We start from the raw sequence: 22,167 nt of genomic DNA on the forward strand, positions 1-22,167 counted from the left end.
AGGCGGGGCGGCTCACTGCCCGCCGTTTAAGGGCGGTTGAGAGGTATCAGGCCGCCCCATCAGAACGAGATAACGACCCCTGCGGGGAAATCTTTAGCGCCTGCTGTAAAAAACACGTGGTAAGGAAACGCTTGCGCGGCTTGGCGGCGGCCCGGGACCGATTCAGTTAAAGTGCGGCTACTCGATGTCCGTTAATAGGACATACCTCTGTTGTGCAGTGCCGGCTGAGACGTCGCTGCTGCGTAGCTTACCGAACACTTGCCCCGATGCTCCATGTCTGAACACCATCAAGCCAAGGCCACTGCCCGGCACATCGAGGTGCTCGACGCAACCGCCGAAGGCGCTGAACCGCTGCCCGCCACGCAATTCGTCTATCTGGGCCGCCAGCCGATCCTCGATCGCGACGGCGCGCTCAATGCTTACGAATTGTTGTTTCGAGCCGGTGCGCATAACTACGCCGAAGTGACCGACGACGCCCAGGCGACGGCGCAGGTGGTGGCGCGCGCGATCGGCGGGATCGGCGTGCCGACGGTGCTGGGCCAGCATCGCGGCTTCGTCAATATCGACCGTGCGCTGCTCTTTAACGACATCGTCCATCTGATGCCGCCCGAGCGGTTCGTGCTCGAAATCCTCGAGACCGTGAAATTCGACGCGCAACTGGTCCGCCGTCTGGGCGAGCTGCGCCGCGCCGGCTTTCAGGTGGCGCTCGACGACGTGAGCGAACTGTCCGACGAGCTGATCGGCGCGCTGCCGCACGCCGACATCGTCAAGATCGACTTTCTGCAGACCGACCGCGCCGTGCTGCCGGACCTGGCGGCGCTGGTGCGCGGGCAGGGCAAGACGCTGATCGCCGAAAAGGTCGAGACGCGCGAGGACTTCGCGCTCGCGCGTGAACTCCGCTTCGATCTGTTTCAAGGCTACTTTTTCGCGCGGCCGCAGGTGCTGGCCGCGCCGCGCAACCGCTCGCCGCGGCCGGGCCTGCTGCGTCTGCTGGCGTTGCTGTCGCGCGATGCCGGCATCGTCGAGCTCGAAGCGGAGCTCAAGCTGAACCCGAGCGTGGTGGTGCAGCTGCTGCGCCTCGTCAATTCGAGCGCATTCGGGCTGGGGCGCAATATCGCGTCGCTGCGCGAGGCGATCATTGCCACTGGCACGCGGCAGATTGCGCGGTGGGCGCAACTGCTGCTTTACGCCGACACCGGTGACCTGCCGTGGCGCGCCGATCCGCTGGTGCAACTGGCGGGGACGCGCTCGCGCTTCATGGAGCTGGCCGCAGCCTGGCTGCGCCCCGCCGACGACGGATTCGCCGATGCCGCGTTCATGACCGGAATTTTTTCCCTGATTCACGTGGTGCTCGGCAGTTCGCCGGGCGCGGCGCTGGAGAAACTCGGCCTCGCGCCGCAGATTCGCGAAGCGATCGTGTCGCGGCGCGGCGAGCTGGGCACCTTGCTGCGCCTCGCCGAGGCAGCCGGCGAGGGCGTCGATGCGGCATCGATCGCGCTGGGCCCCGACGCGCCGGGCGGTTTCGTGGCCTTTACCCCCGAGGTGCTGGCCGAGCTGAATCTGTCGGCTGCGGCATGGTTCGGCGCGCATACCGAAGCGGCCGCCTGACGGGCGGACTGGCCGATCGCGCGCTTTCCCTGCGTTTGCGCTGGCCGCGTTCACGGCAACGACTTCTGCATCCTTCAGGCTGGTTCTGACGTACCTTGTGAGTACGTGGTCCAATAGCGAAGTTGGCCGACGTTCTCCTGAACGCATCGGCCTTGGGTTCATTGAACGAACCGCGTGCATCCACGCCTGGAGAAAAGCAGATGAAGAAGAAATTCATATCGGCGGCACTGGTCGCCGCCGTGTCGGTCGGATTCGCCATGCATTCGCTGACGGCCTCGGCGACCCTCAAGCCGGGCGACGTGGCGCCGGCATTCACCGCGCAGGCTTCGCTGGGCGGCAAGACCTACACCTATTCGCTGGCCGACGAACTGAAGAAAGGGCCGGTGGTCGTGTATTTCTATCCGGCGGCCTTCACCAAGGGCTGCACGATCGAGGCCCACGAGTTTGCCGAAGCCGTCGATGAGTACAAGAAATATGGCGCGACGGTGATCGGCGTGTCACACGACAACATCGACACCCTGACGAAGTTTTCGGTGAGCGAGTGCCGCAGCAAATTCCCGGTCGCGGCCGATGCCGATTCGAAGGTGATCGGCGAGTATGACGCGGGCTTGCCGATGCACGCGTCGATGGCCAATCGCGTGTCGTATGTGATCGCGCCGGATGGCAAGATCATCTACGAGTACACGAGCCTGTCGCCGGAGAAGCATGTCGAGAATACGCTGAAGGCGGTGAAGGATTGGGCTGCGACGCATAAGCAGCCTTAATGCTCAAGCTGGGCGCCGCGTGATTTTCGCAATGGTTTCTTGCGGTGCTCTTGCGGCGAGAGGTGGGCGTCGCTCGTGCTAGGCTGAGTTTTTTGCCTTGTGAGCTTGCGATGCCGATTATCGTTGCGTTGATTGCGCTTATCGCGCTGGGGTATGGCGCGGTGCGGGCGTTTTATGCCTTGCAGGCGGCTTTTGGGCTGGGTGTTGCTATTGGCGTTGCGGTGCTGGCTGCCCTGCTCGTGGTAGCCGCCCTGGCTTATTGGTGGCGTCGTCGGAAAGAAGTCGCAGCGAATGTTCGGGATGGAGACTGGACTCACGAACTCAAGGGGAGTTGGGGGGCGGTGCGGCTCGCTGCCGACAAGCGGCTTTGTGAGATTCGTTTGGGCGAAGAGCAGGGTGCTTATATTTTTGCTGACTTGCTTGGGGCAGAGGTGCAGCGGCCCGGTGCCCAGTGGCAGGTTGTTTTGAAGGTCAAGGATCCTAAGCATCAGGTTTGGGTTTTGCCTATGCGAGATGAGCGGCAGGCTAAACAATGGGCGCGGATTTTGGTGCTTGCTATGGAGCAGAGGCTTTAGGGTTGGGTTTTTTTGGTTGTTTGCTTTGCCGTGTTGGCCATTGGCGGGTTCAACCGGTCGATGCAACACCTAACATTTCCGTCAGTTTTTCGGCGGGGTTCATACATTGCAAGGTCTGATGCGGTCTGCCATTCAGGCGCGCGGCAAGCTTGTTCCCACGGCAGCGAGGCAGCAATGAGAACGCGAATGGTCTTCTGCGACAGTTATCGGTGATGGCAATCGGCGCATGGCTCGCCATTCATACCAGACTCGAAATCAGGCTGCATCCACACTTTGCGCGATGCCCTTGTCGCGCGACGGGAATCCCGCGATCCGTGATCCTCCTGTCGCCTTCGATAATGATATTCGGCTGGACTTCAGGATGCAGCAGGCACTCGACGAGGTCACCCTCGCGGGCCACGCCATGGTTTGGGAGGCTGTGATGACTTCGCCGCCGTGGTCGGTGGTGTCGCCGAGTCGGATAAGGTCAATCATGGGTTTGCACCGTTAGGAGCAGACGGAGCATCGACGAATTGACGCAGTGAAGAACCCGAATAATCAAGGGTTGATCACGCAGTCATCGCCGCAACGTTAGCGACGAACAGGTGCGCGACGCCGCCAATGTCGCTCTGCCATCTTGCTGTATGACACAAACCGGGCTTTTTGCGCTTGCCTTAATCGTCGACCCAGCACACGGAAGATTCGTTTTCACGGTTCCACTGCGCTCTACACATACTGTTCCCGACTGCACAAGGAGCAACTCTTGAGCAACATTCAATTTGTGGTTCTTGAAAGCGTATGTGCGCTCCCACTCTCCATAGGCGTCGGCGCCGACAACCCGAAACTGGCCGGGCGTCAACGTATCAGCCGCCACTGGCAAATATCCAGAAAACTCAACGCCGTCTTTGTCGGCGTAGTACACCAGCATCTGTGCATTGAGGCCTAACTGTCCTGGGTTGGCCATGACGAGTTGGGCACCCGATTCACTGGCTGGCTGCGTTGTCCACGTCACTTGCGAACAATCGTCTGCGTCATCCAAGCGCTGCGGCCCGACTAGCCGCTGATCACCCCCGTGCGCCTCCAACAGTGACACTGCAATGGATTGAGCACCGGAGGCACCGTTGCAGGAGAAAACATACTTCGCGTTTTCAACGGCTACGGTTATAGAAGTTCCTTGAACATCCTGCGCAGATACCGGCAACAAGGGTCCGCAAGCAATCAAAATGCCAATCCATATCTTTTTCATAACAGAATCCCTTTGATTCTCAATGTTTCTGATTGACGCTGATCAAAATGCGCATCTGCCGGAAAGTCGGAAGGCGACTGCGCGTGGTCCCGGCGCACTTTGTTCGTTAGTTGGATTACGTTGTCGCTGTCCGCGATTGGTAAAAGTCGATTGTTGGCCCAGAAAAAACCAGTCGTATCAATTGACGTCAGGGGCTCGTCCGCTACGACCTCTGGGTTGTCAATAACTGGCGGCTTTAGAGATGCGACGAGAGACGCGATCGTGGTCGTGTCGTGAATTGGCAGCAGGTTTGCATGCTGCCCGGACGAGTACGGCGGATTGAATCCCCACCATCGAGGGTCGTGCCACCATCTAGCCCCGACGCTCTGCGGAGCGACCCACCCGCGGTAAGAGAAGTACATCCCATAGTTCGCGCGACCGGTAAGTTGTTTGAATCCTCGCCCCCTGAATTTTCCGCCGTCGTTCCATTCGACGTTACCCAACCAGCCAACATAATTCTTCGCGCGTTCATACCGCCGAAAATACTCAAATGGATCACCGTTATATAGTTCGCTCATGTAGTGGAGTTGGCCGGATTCTACCGACGAATGCGCGAGGAAATGTGCCTGACGCAATCCGCTGCTGATGCGGTACTTGCGGAATGTCTTGTTGATGCTGACAAGATATTTTGCGATCGCGGGAGCATTGGCGGCAGTGTAGATTTTGCCGAACTCGGATTTGCTGAACCATCCGCAGGTTCTGAAATGGCGGATAAACGCCGTCGGTGGAAAATGCCAGATTTCGCTTTCGTGCGGCAGATCGGGATCGCTGCCAGACTGCTGTCCGTAAAGCGCCCGTGGAGGCTAGTGGCCCGCCGGTACAAGTTGTACTCTGCCTCGCTTTCCGCAGGCGTTGCGCCGCAAACGGCCCAACTCCCATCCATATTCTGCCGGTAGGTCGTCAGCGTGCAGTCCTTCTCGTAATGCATGCGGATAACCAGATCGCGACTGGTTCCAGCCGGAACGAGAGGCGCCTGGGGATACAGCGTCGCAATAGCCGGAAAGCTATCGTCCTCACGATACGGGTGAGGCTCATTCGCAAAGAGCTTTGTGCCGCGAGGGACGAAGAACCACACGTCGCCGTAGACCGCGTCCGTGCGCGCGGGACTGTTGCCCAGCGATCCAGGGGCGCGCCCGATCATCTTCCTCAGATTTGCCTCGTCACAGACGATTTCGAAATGGATCTGTGGAAACCGCCCGTAAATCTGGCCGGGTGCCGATAAGGTCCTTGCGGTATATTTTCTTGCCCACCGCAAGGGACGAAAGCACCTGCTGCATGTGCATGTATACCGAGTAGTAGGTAATCTTCGCGTGATCGCCTTCGCCGATTTCCGTGTCGTGCCGGATGACGACACAGCCATCATCCGTAAAGGTCGATCATAAAGTTGATCCTTGCTTAAATATCGAATGCACGATACTTTGCGACTAGCGGCCGACTAGCGGCCGACTAGCGGCCGACTAGCGGCCGACTAGCGGCCGACGGGCGGGAGAGGGTTTTTCAGATCGACTGACCGTATCCATCCGGTAATAACAGGATCGCGGGACGACGAAACGGTATTGGGGTTCGCAAACCGGACATAGGTATAGTCCCCGTGCTTCGAAATTATTAGCGCAATATCTCCTCTCAACAGAAATCGATTCTCTTTTCCTGCACCTGGCTTGCGATAGAAAAAGGTTTTTTTATTCGCAATTCCAATCCCGATAACGTCAATTTGCTTCTCGACTGAGAATTGCGTCACAGCGGGATCGTCGGGAGCTTTCCCGAAATCGGCTCCGATGCCGTTGCATGCACCCTGAGGCTTTTTCGTTCTAATAACCCATTTTCCAGACCTAATAAATAAATCTCCCGATACATCGAACAGCTTGTCCCTGTCCTTGTAAGCGAAAGAGGTTCGCTGAAAGTCGAAGCTATATGTTTCAATGTCTATTTGGTTAGAAAATCCTTCATTTATTTTTTTGATTTTACCAATTCCTGAAAAAAGAAATGAACACGAAAATCTTTCATCCCGGGAGTCATAGTATCCATAGATACTATTTCCAGAGTGCATTGCCACCAAGAAAGGGTTGTCGAAAATAAATGCCTCGGCAGATATAGCCGAACTGCAAGCAAGTGCAGCCAATGCCACCGAGCACAGGCGTCCAAATTTACTTATATTTGTCATAATTTTTCTTCATGGTTGCAGCGTAGGACGGGGGGCAGTCCGCGCCATTATAGGCTTGCGCGAAACTTTGCCAATTCTTGTGTTTGAGCGCGTCTAGAGCTATTGGGCTGACATATGAAACATAAGCAAAGAATAAATCCAACTGTTCGTTGATGCCGGTCATTACGCTATTTGCGAGAGCTTCCGGCGAAGAGTACCCGCACTCCTTGTAGAAGCATCCCATTACCTGAAATGCCCCCCACGAACATGCCATTAATGCGGCGTCGGAATTGAGATTCGCGGCTCTTATCATGCGCTCGTACTGATACATAACGTCTCTGTCGCTATGTGTCCAAGTCCCATCGTCTAAGGGCTCGCCGACGCTGTAGCCTCCTGATTTGGGCCAGGACAAATCAGGCACTTTTGGGAAAGGATTTTTTTGCTTCTGCCAAACGCCACTCGCCCTTTTATTCTCAGGCAATGACGCTCTTAAAAAGTAATGACGCTCGAATCGAATTTTTGGCAACCCATTATCGCAAAATCCTGATCCCGACGATTCAGTCTCGGCGACAGCCCTAACAGCAGCAACTTCACAATTTATTTTCCTCGCAATCTCGGCGTACTTCGCATCAGAAATATCCAAGGTCTTTGGGAAGTTTAACCTGGATGTAAGCAGATTTATGGCAATGGTGTGCGGCATTCCTGTATCGACTACGCGATAATGATGCTCAATCGTGATTGAGGTTTTGGGTCTCTCGGTCGCGGGATCGGTCTGTACTTCCTTTTTTTTCGTCGGAAAGTCCTTTTTCACCTTTCCCTGCTCCGTGACCTTTTGAGCGGACCCTATGTAAGGGCCGAACTCGTTAACCAGTCGATGCATCGTCATGATTTCGCCGTCTTTCATTACCGGAATCGCCAGGTCCTGTTCGAATGCATCCTTGGGCGTAAGTTGCGGTACTGCCTCCAGGTGATATTCGGGACTAGTGATCGCGTAGGCCACTATGTCCTTCGTCGGCGTTACCGTGGCCTTGAGTACATATTGCCCGTGTCGGTTCCTGACCAGCACATCAAGCGGCTGGTCGCGCGCGGCGTTATGGATCGTTATCGCGTATCCGTCCCTGTCCGTCACTGCGTCGGTACTGTTGTTCACTGTAGCCACGGGTGCAGGGGTATCTGACTCAGGCGCGAACGGGACCGCCGGCTCGTCTGTTTCGGGTCCGATTGTCCAGGCTGCAGCCGGCGGTGCGCCGGTTCCGGCTGCAACCCGAACGGCCAGTCCCTCGATAGGGTGATTCAGTGCATCCCGGAAAACAATAGTCACTTCGACAAACGGACTTGGCGGAGCTTTCGGATGCGTAGGCGCATTCCCTTTATGATGCGGTTTATTCACAGATTCCCTCCAGCGCGTTCAACGTTATCGCCCGATAGTTACGCTTCGTCCTGGTCGTCCAGTTCGATGCCGTCATAACCTTGCTCGACAACCCCCCAATCACCCGCGCCAATCTCGCATTTGACTCTTGTGGGCTTGGACGTCTGGACGGCTACCGTAGCGCCTTCCTTCAACATGCCCTGCTGCTGGATCGTGCCGTCTGACAGGTAGATGCGATAAGGCTGGCTCTCCAGCGACGAGCCGATGCTGGTGGCCGGAACGAGCGTGCTGATATCAAAGACCTGCTTATATTGATGATCAGCGGCTTGTGGCAAGGCGCTGAGCGGAAGGGGCGGCAATGGCATCCTCATCGTTGCAGGCCCGGGCACATCCCACGACGCGGCTTTCTCAAGAATCTGGCCAGGCGTGCCATTCTCGATACCATCCGCCGCAATCCGTATGTACGAGCCGCCAGCGCCGATCAACACTTCCTTCGCGGCGGTAATGACAACCCGGCCATCCGTGCTGGTGATCGTCACGTCTTTTAATGCAGTGAGCGCTATCTGGTCGCTTTGCGCCTGAATCTCCACCTTGCCTTTTGCCGCAATCAGTCTCATGCCAAGCTGATACGCGAACAGGGAAACGGCACCACGCACGGTAGCGAACAACGAACTGCCCGATGCAATGCTCACGTCGCGCCCGGTCGTGACCGCGAGGTCATACCTGCTTGCAAGATGGGTGCTCTGCGTCGCCGTCATACCGATCCCCGCCGCGCTCGCGAGCACCAAGTCGGGCCGCGCCAGTTCCGGGAATGGATTGCCGTCCGCTATCGCGTTGCCACGGATGGCATCGTTCTGCGCCTTGATGTTGCCAATGGCGTCGCGCTGGTCAGCGCCGTCCTGCTGGGCGTTGTGCTGCCGTGCGACGTCCGCCATATCCTCATGCAGTTCGCGCGCCTGCGTGAGTCGTTGCACCGTCTCGCCCATGTCCTTGACGGGGGCCGTTGCGCCCGCGCGCGTTTCGGTACTGATGACCATGCCCTGATTGGCGCGCAGCACGCCCCATGCGTCCGTCGCCAGTTCCCAGCCTTCACCCCGCGCTTCCTTGCGCCCCTTGTTGCCGTCGATGCGCGTGTTGTAGCCGACGATCAGCCGTGACTGCGCATGGTCGCTGCTGACCTGAACCTGAAGTTTGCCGGGCGTATCGTCGGCGACGATCTGGTTGGCCTGAAACCCTTTCAGGTCCTGCGTCCGCGTGCCGCTCAGTGCGTAGTTGGCTGGCAGTAACCACGGTGGCTGCTGAACCGGTTGACCATCCGGTCGGCAATATAGGGCTTGTCAGGGTCGCCTTCGTGGTAGTTGATCGTCACTTCCTGCCCGATACGGGGCACGTAGATCGAGCCGAACGAATTGCCCTGCCACGGCGAGGACACGCGCACCCAGCAGCTCGCATTCTCGTCCTTCGGCCTGTCCACGTCCCACAGATAGCAGATCTTGACCCGGCCGTACGCATCGACCCAGGTCGTCTGGTCCTTGGGACCGACCACCACGGCTGTCTCGGCGTAACAGCGGGGCTTCTTCTTCGGCCTGTTCCTGAAGAACCGGTTCGGCGACTGCAGCACGAAGTCAGTCACGCACCGGAACTGGCCCGCGCCTAGTGTCTTGCCCGATATCGTCGTCTCGCTCACGTTGCGGATATCGAGTGTGGTCGACAGCACCAGATACTCGGCATTGACATCTGACTCCGGGTGATCCGTGAGAAAGCACGTCCTGCCCGTCTTCAGGCCGAGCAGATTGCCCTGGCCCCTGAGACGTTCGTTGCGCGAGTAAAGCGCATGAGCGCGCACGCCTGCGAGATAGTGTGCTTCCTCCAGATAGTTGTTCGGCTGGCCCGACAGACCCGTTGCGCCGGCAAGGGGCTGCGAGTAGTCACCCCAGTGGCGCTCCTCGGCCTTGTGCAGTTCTCCGAACGCATCATGTTCCTCGACGAATTTCTGCGCTCCACGCGTATAGTCGTAATCGACAACAGTCACCCTGGCCGCCGTGATCCTGCGTGACGCCTTCAGCTTGTGGATATGTTCCTCGTCGATACGCGCACCGTCGGGCGCGTGATAACGGATCGAGTCATAGGCATTCCTGTGCGGCTCATGGACACCGGGTCCATCGCATAGCACCAGCCTGTTGTTATCCTCAAAGTAATAAATTCCCCATTCGCGCCAAAGCCTGGTCAGGAAATGGAAGTCGGACTCCCACATCTGGCGGACGAAGTCGCGTTCCGGATAGCCGTTTTTCAGTCCGTGTGCCGACACCTTCACATCAAACAGGACCGGGTGCTCGCGCAGCACGTCCCGCGTGATATCCAGCACGCTCCTGTTCTGGAATATGCGACTGCGCGAGGTCTTTGTGGTCAGCCACAGGGCGGGACGCACGACAAGGCGGTAGTACGTGCGGCGATCATCGACACCGGTCATCTCGACTCTGGCGATGATCCCCGTAATCGTCCTGACGCCCGCTCCGACACTTCCGGCGCCGCTATCGCCAGGCATCCCCGGAATGAATGTTCCCTTCCCGTCGAACTCGATCGAAATGGTGATTTCTTTGCCGACCAGTTTGTCGGGGACGATCTGCAATCTGGTGTTGTACTGGGAAAGCCCCGGCGAGTAAGTTGTCGCCATGTCCAGCGTGTATCTGTACAGCTTGCCGAGCGCCTCCGTACCCCGTAGCCGCACGGGAGACAGGACCGGCACACCGCGATCAACCGGGAACGCATTGCACGACACGCTCAGGGTGCGTGACTGGTTGGGGCTATACATGGCCCCTCCGTGGACTGACCTGATACAACCGGCTTCCGCATGACTTCATACGCCACCCCCGTTCAAAACTTCACTTTCTCCATTATCAAAGTGACTTTTATGAGGCGTATATAAGACGACTGTAAAATCTGGTCAAAACAAAAAAATAGATAGGTACTTCGCATAACCAGGTGACTGGTTGACGGACAGCACGAGTATGGAGAACTATTTAATGTATGACGCGGCGCATACTGACCGGCTGGCGCGGCGGATTCAAGAAAGCATTGGATGAGCGCAGAGCAGAAGAACGAAATCTGGAAGATGTGGCGCGAGGGTGAGACGCTGAGTGCCATTGCACGCATGCTCGAGCGCCAGCCGGGTTCGGTTTATCGTGTTGCGAATAGGACCAGCGGCATTGCCCGGCTACCCGCACGATCCGCTGACGGGTTCGGACAACACCTATATTGCCACGCTGGTGGAGCAGCACTCGCGCTGTGCGATGCTGGTCAACTTGGCGTCCAAGGACATGGCAAGCGTGGTGTCCGCGCTGATAAACCAGGTCAACAGACTGCCGGCAAAACTACTTCGGTCGTGACATGGGGCCGCGGCCGAGATGGCGAGCCACAGGAACTTCTCGATTGCTACGGACGTGCAGGTGTATTTCTGTGATCCGCACAGCCCACGGCAGCGAGTCAGCAATGAGAACACGAATGGCCTTCTGCGACAGCCCGCGTCAGACCTTGCAATTTACGAACCCGCCGAAAAACTGGCGGAAACTTTGGGTGTTGCATCGACCGGTTGAATCCATTGGCGCCGCCCCACACAGGGGCAACGCTAATAGACCACTATGATCTCAAGGAAAGGCCAACCTCACACCCAAAAAAAACCAGCCGCGTAAAAAAACCATCAAGTAGCAGCCGGACCTGCACGGCGAGCCTTCCTCGACTCCCACCTCACCCGAATCCGATCCATATAAAGATACACAACCGGCGTCGTATAAAGCGTGAGCATCTGACTGACAATCAACCCACCAACAATCGCAATCCCGAGCGGCGCGCGAAGCTCAGCGCCTTCACCGCGTCCAAAGGCAAGCGGCAGCGCCCCCAGCAACGCAGCAAAAGTCGTCATCATGATTGGCCGGAACCGCAGCAAACAGGCCTGATGGATCGCATCCCGCGACGACAAACCATGCCGTGACGCTTCAATTGCGAAATCCACCATCATGATCGCGTTCTTCTTCACGATACCGATCAGCAAAATCACGCCGATCAACGCGATGATGCTGAACTCCGTCTTGAACAGCAGCAACGCCAGCAACGCGCCCACACCCGCCGAAGGCAGCGTCGACAGAATCGTCAGCGGATGGATATAGCTCTCGTACAGCATCCCCAGCACGATATACACGGCGGCCAAAGCGGCCAGAATCAAAATCGGCTGGTCGGACATCGACTGCTGGAACGCCTGCGCCGTCCCCTGGAAACTGCCGTGGATAGTCCCCGGCATGCCGATCTGCGCCATCGTGTCGTAAATCGCCTGAGTCGCCGTCGACAGCGAAACGCCCGGCGGCAGATTGAACGAAATCGTCGAGGCCACGAACTGGCTCTGGTGATTCACGGAGAGCGGGGTACTGCCCGGTCCGAAGCTCGCGATCGCCGACAGCGGCACCATGGTTTCCTTCGCAGTCGACACCGCCGCGCCCGACGAAGCGCTCGACTTGCCGCTCGCCGCGATCGAATTGATCGCCTGGTTGCGCGCGGAGTCGGCGGCAATGCTCGCCGCGCTCGATGCGGTCGTGCCCGCCGTGCCGCCTGTCGTTGCGCTCGTGGACGAGGTCGTCGCGGCGGCGGTCGCCGCTGTCACCGTGCCCGCCGGCGCGTTGGTGGTCTGCGCGCCGCTCGCGCTGCCGCCCGACGTGCTGATGTAAATCTGCTTCAGCATGTCCGGACTCTGCCAGTACTTTGGCGCGACTTCCATCACAACGTGATACTGATTCAACGGGTTATAGATCGTCGACACCTGGCGTTGGCCGAACGCGTCGTACAAGGTGTTGTCGATCTGCGCCGGCTTGATGCCGAGGCGCGCGGCGGTAGCGCGGTCGATCGTCACCATCGCTTCGAGGCCGCCTTGCTGCTGGTCGGAATTCACATCCGCGAGTTCGGGGCGCGCCTGCAGCGCCTCAGTGAGTTTGGGTCCCCACAGGTACAAGTCGGGCGTCGAATCGGCCAGCAGCGTGAACTGGTACTGCGCATTCGATTGCCGGCCGCCGACGCGAATGTCTTGCACTGCCTGTAGAAAAGTCCGCGCGCCGGCGACGTCGCCGAGCGGCGCGCGCAGTTGCTGGATCACCTGATCTGCGGATGCCTTGCGCTCGGACTTCGACTTCAATGTCACGAACATGAAGCCGGAATTGGTCTGCCGCCCGCCGGTGAAACCGGCCACACTCTCCACCGCCGGATTCTTGCCGACGATCTCCATCATCTGCGCGAACTTGCCTTTCATGGACTGGAACGAGGTAGCCTGATCGGCCTGAATGCCGCCGATCAGCCGCCCCGTGTCCTGCTGCGGAAAGAAGCCCTTCGGCACGATGATGTACAGCCACACGTTCAGGCCAATGGTCAGCAGCAGAATCGTCACGATCAGGCGCGGATGCAGCAGCGCCCAGCCGAGCGTGCGCTCATAACCGCGCTGCATCGACGCGAAGCCGCGTTCCAGCCAGCGGCCGAAACGTCCTTCTTCTTTTTGCTCGTGCGGCTCGCGCAGAAGGCGCGAGCACATCATCGGCGTGAGCGTCAGGGAGACGATCAGCGACACGCCGATCGCGAGCGAAAGCGTCAGCGCGAATTCGCGGAACAGGCGCCCGACAATGCCGCCCATCAGCAGAATCGGCAGGAACACGGCGACCAGCGAAATGCTGATGGACAGCACGGTAAAGCCGACTTCGCGCGCGCCGAGAAAGGCCGCCTTCATGCGCGGCACGCCGTTCTCGATATGTCTCGAGATGTTCTCCAGCACCACGATCGCGTCGTCGACCACGAAGCCGGTCGCGATGGTCAAGGCCATCAGCGAGAGGTTGTCGATCGAGAAACCGAGCAGATACATCGCGCCGAACGTGCCGATGATCGAGATCGGCACGGCCACGCTCGGAATCAGCGTGGCGCGCCAGTTGCGCAGGAACAGAAACACCACCATCACCACCAGCGCGACCGCGACCACCAGCGTGCGCTCGGTGTCTTTCAGCGACGCGCGGATCGTGGTGGAGCGGTCGGCGGCCGGCGCGATGTCGACGTCCGCGGGCAGCGACGCGTGCAGTTGCGGCAGCATCGCCGTCACACGGTCGATGGTGTCGATGATGTTCGCGCCCGGCTGGCGATACAGAATCACCAGCACCGAACGCTTGCCATTGAAGAGGCCGAGGTTGCGCAGATCTTCGACCGAATCGACCACCTCGGCCACGTCGGAGAGCTTCACCGCCGCGCCGTTGCGATAGGCAATGACCAGGTCCCTGTATTGCGACGCCTTGCTGGCCTGGTCGTTGGTATAGATCTGCACGCGGTTCGGGCCGAATTCGATCGAGCCTTTCGGGCTGTTCGCGTTGGCCGCGGCGAGCGCCGCGCGCACGTCTTCGAGACCGATGCCGTAGTGCGAGAGCGCATTCGGCTCGAGTTCGACACGCACGGCCGGGTTGGCGGAGCCGCTCACATCCACTTCGCCGACGCCGTCCACCTGCGACAGAGACTGTTGCAGCACGGTGGCCGCGGAGTCGTACAACTGGCCGGCGGTGAGCGTTTTCGACGTGAGCGCCAGAATCAGGATCGGCGCATCGGCCGGATTGACCTTGTGGTACGTCGGATTGCTGCGCAAGCTTGCCGGCAAATCGGCGCGCGCCGCATTGATGGCGGCCTGCACGTCGCGCGCGGCGCCGTCGATGTCGCGGTTCAGGCCGAACTGCATGGTGATGCGCGTCGAGCCGACCGAACTCGACGAGGTCATTTCGGTGACGTCGGCGATCGAGCCGAGATGCCGTTCAAGTGGACTGGCGACGCTGGTCGCCACGGTATCCGGACTCGCGCCCGGCAGCGTGGCCTGCACCGAAATGGTCGGGAAATCGACCTGTGGCAACGGCGCCACCGGCAACTTCGTGAACGCGAAAATACCGGCCAGCGCGATGCCGATCGCCAGCAGCGTGGTGGCGACCGGGCGGGAGATAAACGGACGCGACAGATTCATCGCTCAGTTCCCTGCATCGGTGACGGGCGGCGTAGGCTTGCCCCGATTGAATCGCTCACGCGCGCGACGGCCGAGCGAGTCGAACGCGAGGTAGATCACCGGCGTGGTGAACAGCGTCAGCAACTGGCTGACGATCAATCCGCCCGCAATCGCGATACCGAGCGGACGGCGCAATTCCGAACCGGCGCCGGTGCCGAGCATCAGCGGCAGCGCGCCGAGCAGGGCGGCGAGCGTGGTCATCAGAATCGGCCGGAAGCGCAGCAGACACGCCTGGTAAATCGCTTCGCGCGGCGGCTTGCCTTCCTCGCGCTCGGCATAGAGCGCGAAGTCGATCATCATGATCGCGTTCTTCTTCACGATACCGATCAGCAGCACGATACCGATGATGCCGATGATGTCGAGATCATGCCCGGTGATCAGCAGCGCCAGCAACGCGCCGACGCCGGCCGAGGGCAGCGTCGAGAGAATCGTGATCGGGTGGATGAAGCTCTCGTACAGCACGCCCAGCACGATGTACATCGTGACGATCGCCGCGAGAATCAGGAACAGCTCGTTCGACAGTGACGCCTGGAACGCCAGCGCCGCGCCCTGATAGCGGGTCTGGAACGACGCGGGCAAGCCGACGTCCTTCTCCGCCTGGTCGATCGCCTTGACCGCCGCGCCGAGCGACGAGCCCGGTGCGAGGTTGAACGACACGGTGGTGGCCGGGAACTGGCTCAGGTGTGTGACCAGCAGCGGCGCGGGCTTCTCGATGAAGCGCGCGATCGACGACAGCGGCACCTGGCCGCCCGTGGACGTGGAAGAGGGCAGATAGATCGACTTCAGCGATTCGGTGTAGTGCTGCATCTCCGGCTGCGCTTCCAGGATCACGCGATACTGGTTTGACTGCGTGAAGATGGTCGAGATGATGCGCTGGCCGAACGCGTCGTACAGCGCGCTATCCACGGTGGCCGGCGTGATGCCGTAACGCGACGCGGTGGCGCGGTCGATTTCGATGTAGACCGACTGGCCGTTGTCCTGCAGATCGGTGGCGACGTCGGCGAGTTCGGGCGACTGCCTCAATCGGTCGATCAGCTTCGGCACCCACGTGGTGAATTCGCTGATGTTCGGATCGGTCAGCATGAACTGATACTGCGTCGGACTCACGGTCGAGTCGATCGTCAGATCCTGCACCGGCTGCATGTACAGCGACGCGCCGGGAATGTGCGCCACGTCCCGCTGCAACTGGCGGATCACTTCGCTCGCGGTGTTGCTGCGGTCGTCGCGCGGCTTCAGGTTGATCAGCATGCGGCCGCTGTTCAACGTGATATTGCTGCCGTCCACGCCGATGAACGAGGTCAGGCTCTCCACATCCGGGTTCTTCAGGATCTGCGCGGCGAGTTCCTGCTGGCGCTCGGCCATCGACGCATACGACACGGACTGCGGCGCCTGTGTGATCGCCTGGATCACGCCGGTGTCCTGCACCGGAAAGAAGCCCTTCGGAATGAAGACGTACAGCACGCCGGTCAACACCAGCGTGAGCACCGCAACGACCAGCGTGGAGCGTTGCCGGTTCAGCACCCACGTAAGCGCGACCGCGTAACGCGCGATCACCCAGTCGATCGCGCGGTGCGCCTTGGCTTCGAAACGATGGCTCTCGTGCGGCGGCGTGTGGCGCAGCAGTTTGGCGCACATCATCGGCACGAGCGTGAGCGACACGACCGCCGAAATCACGATCGTCACGGCAAGCGTAATGGCGAATTCGTGGAACAGGCGGCCGACCACGTCGCCCATGAAGAGCAGCGGAATCAGCACGGCGATCAGCGACACCGTCAGCGAAATGATCGTGAAGCCGATCTGTTTCGAGCCCTTCAACGCGGCTTCGAGTGGCGCTTCGCCTTCCTCCACGTAACGCGCGATGTTCTCGATCATCACGATCGCGTCGTCCACCACGAAGCCGGTTGCGATGGTCAGCGCCATCAACGATAAGTTGTCGAGCGAAAAGCCGCATAAATACATCACGGCGAGCGTGCCGATCAGCGACAGCGGCACCGAGAGACTCGGAATGATGGTCGCGTAGACGTTGGCGAGGAACAGGTACATGACCAGCACCACCAGCACAACCGACATGGCCAGTTCGAACTGCACGTCGCGCACGGAAGCGCGGATCGTGGTGGTGCGGTCGGTGACGATCTGCACCTCGAGCGCGGCGGGCAGCGCCTGCTGCAATTGCGGCAGCAGCTTCTTGATGCTGTCCACCACCTGGATCACGTTCGCGCCCGGCTGGCGCTGCACGTTCAGAATGATCGCGGGCGTGCCGTCGACCCACGCGCCGAGCTTGGTGTTCTCCGCACCCTGCACGATGGTGGCGACGTCGGTCAACATCACCGCGCGGCCGTTCTTGTACGCGACCACCGCGCTCTTGTAGGCGTCGGCGTCGGTCAACTGGTCGTTCGCGTTGATCGTGTAGTTGCGCGTGGGACCGTCGAAGTTGCCCTTCGGCGTGTTGACGTTCAGGTTCGAGATGGTGGTGCGCAAGTCGTCCAGATTCAGGCCGTACGCGGCGAGCGCGCGCGGGTTCGCCTGAATCCGCACGGCCGGACGCTGGCCGCCCGACAGGCTCACCAGACCCACGCCCGCCACCTGCGAGATTTTCTGGGCGAGACGCGTGTCGGCCAGATCCTGCACCTGGGTGAGCGGCAGCGTCTTCGAGGTGATCGCGAGCGTGATGATCGGCGCGTCGGCCGGATTGACCTTGGCGTAGATCGGCGGCGCGGGCAGGTCCGACGGCAGCAGGTTGCCGGCCGCGTTGATGGCGGCCTGGACTTCCTGCTCGGCGATATCGAGCGGCAGGTCGAGGCTGAACTGCAGCGTGATGATCGACGAGCCGGCCGAGCTTTGCGACGACATCTGATTGAGCGACGGCATCTGCCCGAACTGGCGCTCGAGCGGCGCGGTGACCGACGACGTCATCACGTCCGGGCTCGCGCCCGGATAGAAGGTCTGCACCTGGATGGTCGGATAGTCGACTTCGGGCAGTGCCGAGAGCGGCAAAAAGCGCAGCGCGACGAGACCGACCAGCATGATCGCCGCCATCAGCAGCGCGGTGCCGACGGGACGCAGAATAAAGGCGCGGGATGGATTCATGCGGTAAGTGCCGTGCCTTTATTGCGAGGCTTGCGCCGCGTGTTTGCCATGATGCGCGTGAGCGCCGGAGGCGCCCGACGCGGCGGCCGCACCGCGGGCACCCGAGGCGCCGCGCGGCTTGTCGGCCGGAATCGTGATTTTCGCGCCTTCCTTGAGTCGGTCCGAACCGTCGATCACGACGCGCTCGCCCACGGTCAGGCCGGACTGGATGCTGGTGCGCTCGCCATCCACCGGGCCGACCTTGACCGGCCGCACGGTCACGGTGTTGTCCGCCTTCACGACGTACACGAACGGGCCCATCGAGCCGTTGAGCACGGCCGGTGTCGGCACGATCACGGCGTCCTTGATCGTATCGACCAGCAGGCGCGTGTTCACGAACTGATTCGGGAACAGCAGACTCTTGCTGTTCTGGAAGATCGCGCGCAGCTTGACCGTGCCGGTGGTGGTGTCGATCTGGTTATCCAGTGTTTCGAGCATGCCGCCTTCGAGCGACGTGGTGTTGCTGCGGTCATACGCGGTGACCGAGAGCTTGGCGCCCGACTGGGTCTGCTGGATGATCTGCTGCAGATTGTCTTCGGAGGTGGTGAAGATCACGCTGATCGGCTGCAGTTGCGTAATCACGACGAGGCCGTTGGTCAAGCTCGGTGTCACGTAGTTGCCCGGATCGACCTGGCGCAGACCGACGCGTCCCGACACCGGCGCGGTGATGCGCGCATACACGAGGTCGAGCTTGAAGGTGTCGATATTGGCCTTGTCGGACTTCACCGTGCCTTCGTATTGCCGCACCAGCGAGGCTTGCGTATCCACCTGCTGGCTGGCGATGGAGTCCTGCGAGAGCAGCGTCTGATAGCGCTTCAGGTCGAGGCGGGCGGTTTGCAGCAGGGCCTCGTCGCGCGCGAGCGTGCCTTGCGCGTTGTCGAGCGAGATCTGATAGGGACGCGGGTCGATCTGGGCCAGCACGTCCCCCTTCTTGACCATCTGGCCCTCCTTGAAATACACGTCCTGCAACACGCCGCTCAACTGCGGCAGCACGGTGACGTTGGCGAGCGGCGTGACCGTGCCGAGCGCGGTGATCACCACCGGCATTTCGCCCTGCGTCGCGGCCGCCACGTGAACCGGCTGCGACATATTGGCCATGGCACCGCCGCGGCCCGCGCGCCCGGCCCGCGCGCCGCTCGCGTCGCTGGCGCCGGCCGCGCCGCCGCCGGGACCGCCCCACGGATGCCAGCGCCACAGCACCACCCCGAGGATGACCAGCGCCGCGATGATCAACGCGATATTGCGGCCGCGGTGCCGCTTCACCATGCCTGGCGGCTGGTTCGGTGTGCCGGCGGGGCCGCCGCTGGAGGACGGTTGGGAAGCCGGAGGAACAGGGCGTGTGGTTTCCGAATGCTTTTGTTGTTCGTCCATCGGTTCGGTCAGGTGACTGGCTTGGATGTGAGCCGCTCGCGCGTTCGTGCCGTTTCGACAGTTCGGCGGACCGGCACGCGAATGGCATGACAGGCGGTTTCGACAACGGGTGCCCCGCGCTCGTTCAGCGCGATGCTACCCGAGGCGCGGGACAGAGATGTTAACGCAATGCGGCATCGAAACAGGCGGCCGGAACGTTATCAAAGGGGAAAACGGCAGGCCGGGCGTGCGTCCCGCGACAGGAAGGCATGATCCTACGTCGCGGGCTCTGTAACAGTCCACCCGCGTATTTTTCTTTTGATTACGAAGGTTACAGGATGCCTTGCAATAACCTTGGCCGCCGACCGGCGAAACCGCCGCCGGTTCAGGTATCCAGGCGGCGCCCCGGTGTGCCGCCGATTTCCAGCACGATTTTGGCGACGCACTCGAGCAGCGCCGGCGCCGCGCGCGAGATCAGCCAGTCGCGCGGGCACTGGTCGGCGGAGCCGCCGCAATTGACCGCATAGCGTTCGCCCGACGGTCCTGTGAAACCCAGCGCGATCGCGTTGAGTCCGTCGTACCATTCGCCCGTGGCAATCGCGAAGCCGCGCTCGATGGTTTCCTGTAACGCGCTCTCGAGCCGGCTGCTGACGTGGCCCCAGTCGTCGCCTTCAGCCGCCTGCAAGCCGATCAGCAATTTTTCCCGCTCCGGCGCTTCGAGCGCGGCCAGATAGGCGCGGCCGATGGCGGTGCGGCTCAGATTCATGCGCGAGCCGATCTCGAGGCGCGACACCAGCACCGCCGAACGCGGCCGGATCGCGTCGATCACCACCATATCGAGCCGGTCGCGCACGGCCAGATGCACGGACAGCGCCGTGCGTTCGGCGAGTTCGATCAGGAACGGCCGCGCGCGAGCGCGGATGTCGAAGTTGCGCAGAAAGCCGTTGCTCAGTTCCAGCACCGACGAGGTCAGCACGAAACGCTCGCTGTCGGGGAGGCGGAACAGGAAACCCGCGCTGACCAGCGTGGCGGTGATCCGCGACACGGTGGGCTTGGGTATGCCGGTGAGCTCGGTCAGTTCGCGGTTGCTGAGCGGCGCGTCGGCGGCGGCAATGGAGCGCAGCACGGTCAGGCCGCGCGCGAGGGCGGTCACTTCGTCGCCGGAGCCGTCTTTGTCTTTGACCGGGTCTGCGGCGGTTCGGGGGGGCGTGGGTCGGTTCATATGTTTTTCTGGAACTTTATTTCAATATTTTTCTTCGCAGCCTTGCTGGCACCGTCTCTCAAAGCGCCAGCGGCGGCCCCAAAATGGGGCATCAAAGTCATTTTTCATCAGAACATTCATTGTATCGGAATATTTTGCCGCAACGAATGGAGCCTCTTTAGATTTTGCTTGACTTAGTCAGCATAACCATAAAAAATGGAATCTCATTTCGAAAGACGGTTTCAGGTTCTGCATTTTGAAGTTTTCGAACCTGCCGTGGCCCGCACAATGTCTGTGTCGAGTGTCTTCTCATAGTCCACCGTAACAGTCCATGTCGCGCACCGTACAGGCGCCGCATCGCAGGCCAAACTTTCGAATACCGTCTCTCAGGTTCTAGCACGGCCCTCGGAATGGCTAGAACTTTTTAAGGCGTCACGGCAACGTGACGCCTTTTTTTTCGGCTAATCAAGCACAACAAAGTTTGCTCCATACGGAAATGCCGGGATTTCCGCCCGCGACTTTCCCTCAGTCCTGGCTCTCCACAGACGCCGCCACGCGCACGGTCAACTGTGCATCAAGCTGTCGCAATCCAAGCCTGGCAACGATTTTCCTGGCCCCACGCTAGTTTTTCTACTCCGCTGCGCGAGTTCTTCTCATTTGTCCGACTTCGTTCCAAAAGCCATATTGCATCCATCGAGGACGCACAACGGTTCTCGTCACCTAACCCTCGAAGGAGAACGACATGAAGCTGCAAAACACGGTTGCTTTTATCACCGGTGGCACCTCGGGCATTGGCCTGGAAACCGCGAAGCTTTTCCAGGCTGAAGGCGCGAAAGTCATTGTCACGGGTACCAATCCGGGACGCCTTGAAGCTGCAGGAAAGGCTTTGGGCGACAATGCGCTCGTGCTCCGCGTCGACCTGCGCAAGCCCGCTGAAATCGAGCGTGCGGTCGAAGAGGTGCGTGCCAGATACGGTCGCATCGATGTCGTCTTCGCGAACGCCGGTGCTGGCACAGCCGCGCCGCTGGAATCCGTCACGCCGGAACAGATTGACGAGCAGTTTTCCCTGAATGTCAGTGGGCTCTTTTTCACGATTCAGAAGGCCGCGCCTCTCATTCCGAAAGGAGGCAGCATCGTGGTGACAACGTCGTTTCTGAATGCTGTCGGCACACCGGGGCTGTCGATTCTGTCAGCGACAAAGGCAGCGATTCGCTCCCTCGTGCGTTCCATCGGCGCTGAACTAGCGCCGCGCGGCATTCGGGTGAACGCTGTTAGCCCGGGCCCGATTGCGACTGCGTTCCACACCAAACTCGGGCTGACCGACGCGCAATTGACGGAAACGGCGACAGCCATTCAGGCTCGGGTGCCGCTGCAACGATTCGGCGAAGCCGTCGAAATCGCCAGGACGGCATTGTTCCTCGCGAGCGACGATTCGTCCTTCACGACGGGCGCAGAAATCGTGGTCGATGGAGGCTTAACGCAATTCTGATGTCATCAAAGCGCCAGACTGTGCGAGCCCTCGAAGCTGAAAACGGTGGTTACGAACTGGCGCTAACGCACACTTCCAGAAACGACGAAGCTTGGACTGTTTGCGTTCAGGAGCGCATGTTGATACGCCCACGTTCGAGCGGTGATATCGCGCAACTTTAGTCCAAGCCACCGCAGTGTTGACGATAAATTGCAGCGCTGGGAAGATGGGCCAACCAGACTTGG

General features: G+C 60.2%; 15 protein-coding genes and 3 pseudogenes. 6 read left to right on the plus strand and 12 right to left on the minus strand.

What is annotated here, in order from left to right; genetic code table 11:
* Positions 1-177: 177 nt before the first annotated feature.
* Entirely contained in the window at positions 178-450 is a 273-nt protein-coding gene (locus P0D80_RS00985; RefSeq protein WP_408280312.1) for a hypothetical protein, read from the minus strand.
* A gap of 12 nt (positions 451-462) precedes the next feature.
* Between P0D80_RS00985 and P0D80_RS00990 the strand changes: the two genes are divergently transcribed.
* From P0D80_RS00990 to P0D80_RS01000, 3 genes are all read left to right on the plus strand, one after another.
* Positions 463-1,608: an EAL and HDOD domain-containing protein gene (locus tag P0D80_RS00990; protein ID WP_408280315.1), complete on the plus strand. Its 1,146-nt coding sequence runs from the start codon at positions 463-465 to the stop codon at positions 1,606-1,608.
* 200 nt (positions 1,609-1,808) lie between these two features.
* A complete protein-coding gene (locus P0D80_RS00995; protein ID WP_132375034.1) occupies positions 1,809-2,372 on the plus strand; it encodes a peroxiredoxin in 564 nt (187 codons plus the stop codon).
* Between the two features lie 110 nt (positions 2,373-2,482).
* Positions 2,483-2,947 carry a hypothetical protein gene (locus P0D80_RS01000; protein ID WP_408179277.1) on the plus strand — a complete coding sequence of 155 codons (465 nt, stop codon included), beginning with the start codon at positions 2,483-2,485 and terminating at the stop codon, positions 2,945-2,947.
* 238 nt (positions 2,948-3,185) lie between these two features.
* Here P0D80_RS01000 and P0D80_RS01005 read toward each other — a convergent pair.
* From P0D80_RS01005 to P0D80_RS01035, 7 genes and pseudogenes are all read right to left on the minus strand, one after another.
* Positions 3,186-3,421: pseudogene (locus P0D80_RS01005) on the minus strand (PAAR domain-containing protein).
* Between the two features lie 82 nt (positions 3,422-3,503).
* Complete coding sequence (locus P0D80_RS01010; RefSeq protein ID WP_408179276.1) at positions 3,504-4,172, minus strand: hypothetical protein; 669 nt, start codon at positions 4,170-4,172, stop codon at positions 3,504-3,506.
* On the minus strand, positions 4,169-4,729 hold the full coding sequence (locus P0D80_RS01015; RefSeq protein WP_408280319.1) for a hypothetical protein: 561 nt from the start codon (positions 4,727-4,729) through the stop codon (positions 4,169-4,171). The genes P0D80_RS01010 and P0D80_RS01015 overlap by 4 nt, the downstream gene beginning before the upstream one ends.
* 950 nt (positions 4,730-5,679) lie before the next feature.
* Positions 5,680-6,372 carry a hypothetical protein gene (locus P0D80_RS01020; RefSeq protein ID WP_408280321.1) on the minus strand — a complete coding sequence of 231 codons (693 nt, stop codon included), beginning with the start codon at positions 6,370-6,372 and terminating at the stop codon, positions 5,680-5,682.
* Positions 6,356-7,741 (minus strand): N-acetylmuramidase family protein, encoded by a 1,386-nt coding sequence (locus P0D80_RS01025; RefSeq protein ID WP_408280323.1) that lies wholly within the window; start codon positions 7,739-7,741, stop codon positions 6,356-6,358. The genes P0D80_RS01020 and P0D80_RS01025 overlap by 17 nt, the downstream gene beginning before the upstream one ends.
* Positions 7,742-7,779: 38 nt before the next feature.
* A complete protein-coding gene (locus P0D80_RS01030) occupies positions 7,780-9,003 on the minus strand; it encodes a DUF2345 domain-containing protein (RefSeq protein ID WP_408280654.1) in 1,224 nt (407 codons plus the stop codon).
* Positions 8,982-10,532, minus strand: coding sequence for a type VI secretion system Vgr family protein (locus P0D80_RS01035; protein ID WP_408280325.1), 1,551 nt, complete (start codon positions 10,530-10,532; stop codon positions 8,982-8,984). The genes P0D80_RS01030 and P0D80_RS01035 overlap by 22 nt, the downstream gene beginning before the upstream one ends.
* Before the next feature lie 267 nt (positions 10,533-10,799).
* On the opposite strand from P0D80_RS01035, the pseudogene P0D80_RS52020 reads away from it, so the two are divergent.
* Both P0D80_RS52020 and P0D80_RS01040 read left to right on the plus strand, forming a co-directional pair.
* Positions 10,800-10,889, plus strand: a pseudogene (locus tag P0D80_RS52020) (hypothetical protein); the annotation flags it as partial.
* Between the two features lie 22 nt (positions 10,890-10,911).
* A pseudogene (locus P0D80_RS01040) lies at positions 10,912-11,313 on the plus strand (IS30 family transposase); the annotation flags it as partial.
* 104 nt (positions 11,314-11,417) lie between these two features.
* On the opposite strand, the gene P0D80_RS01045 reads toward P0D80_RS01040, so the two are convergent.
* The 4 genes from P0D80_RS01045 to P0D80_RS01060 all read right to left on the minus strand — a co-directional run bounded on the left by P0D80_RS01045 (position 11,418) and on the right by P0D80_RS01060 (position 20,475).
* Positions 11,418-14,738 carry an efflux RND transporter permease subunit gene (locus P0D80_RS01045; RefSeq protein ID WP_132375025.1) on the minus strand — a complete coding sequence of 1,107 codons (3,321 nt, stop codon included), beginning with the start codon at positions 14,736-14,738 and terminating at the stop codon, positions 11,418-11,420.
* A gap of 3 nt (positions 14,739-14,741) precedes the next feature.
* Positions 14,742-17,864: an MdtB/MuxB family multidrug efflux RND transporter permease subunit gene (locus tag P0D80_RS01050; protein WP_408280327.1), complete on the minus strand. Its 3,123-nt coding sequence runs from the start codon at positions 17,862-17,864 to the stop codon at positions 14,742-14,744.
* Positions 17,865-17,882: 18 nt separating this feature from the next.
* On the minus strand, positions 17,883-19,274 hold the full coding sequence (locus tag P0D80_RS01055) for an MdtA/MuxA family multidrug efflux RND transporter periplasmic adaptor subunit (RefSeq protein WP_408280329.1): 1,392 nt from the start codon (positions 19,272-19,274) through the stop codon (positions 17,883-17,885).
* Between the two features lie 364 nt (positions 19,275-19,638).
* The gene (locus tag P0D80_RS01060; RefSeq protein ID WP_408179268.1) at positions 19,639-20,475 is read right to left on the minus strand and encodes an IclR family transcriptional regulator; all 837 of its coding nucleotides are present in this window, start codon (positions 20,473-20,475) and stop codon (positions 19,639-19,641) included.
* A 721-nt stretch (positions 20,476-21,196) separates the two neighbouring features.
* On the opposite strand from P0D80_RS01060, the gene P0D80_RS01065 reads away from it, so the two are divergent.
* Positions 21,197-21,943 carry an SDR family oxidoreductase gene (locus P0D80_RS01065; protein WP_408280332.1) on the plus strand — a complete coding sequence of 249 codons (747 nt, stop codon included), beginning with the start codon at positions 21,197-21,199 and terminating at the stop codon, positions 21,941-21,943.
* The last annotated feature ends 224 nt before the right edge of the window (positions 21,944-22,167 follow it).

The organism is Paraburkholderia sp. RL17-373-BIF-A (assembly GCF_046030175.1).
In the GTDB taxonomy this organism is placed as follows: Bacteria; Pseudomonadota; Gammaproteobacteria; order Burkholderiales; family Burkholderiaceae; genus Paraburkholderia.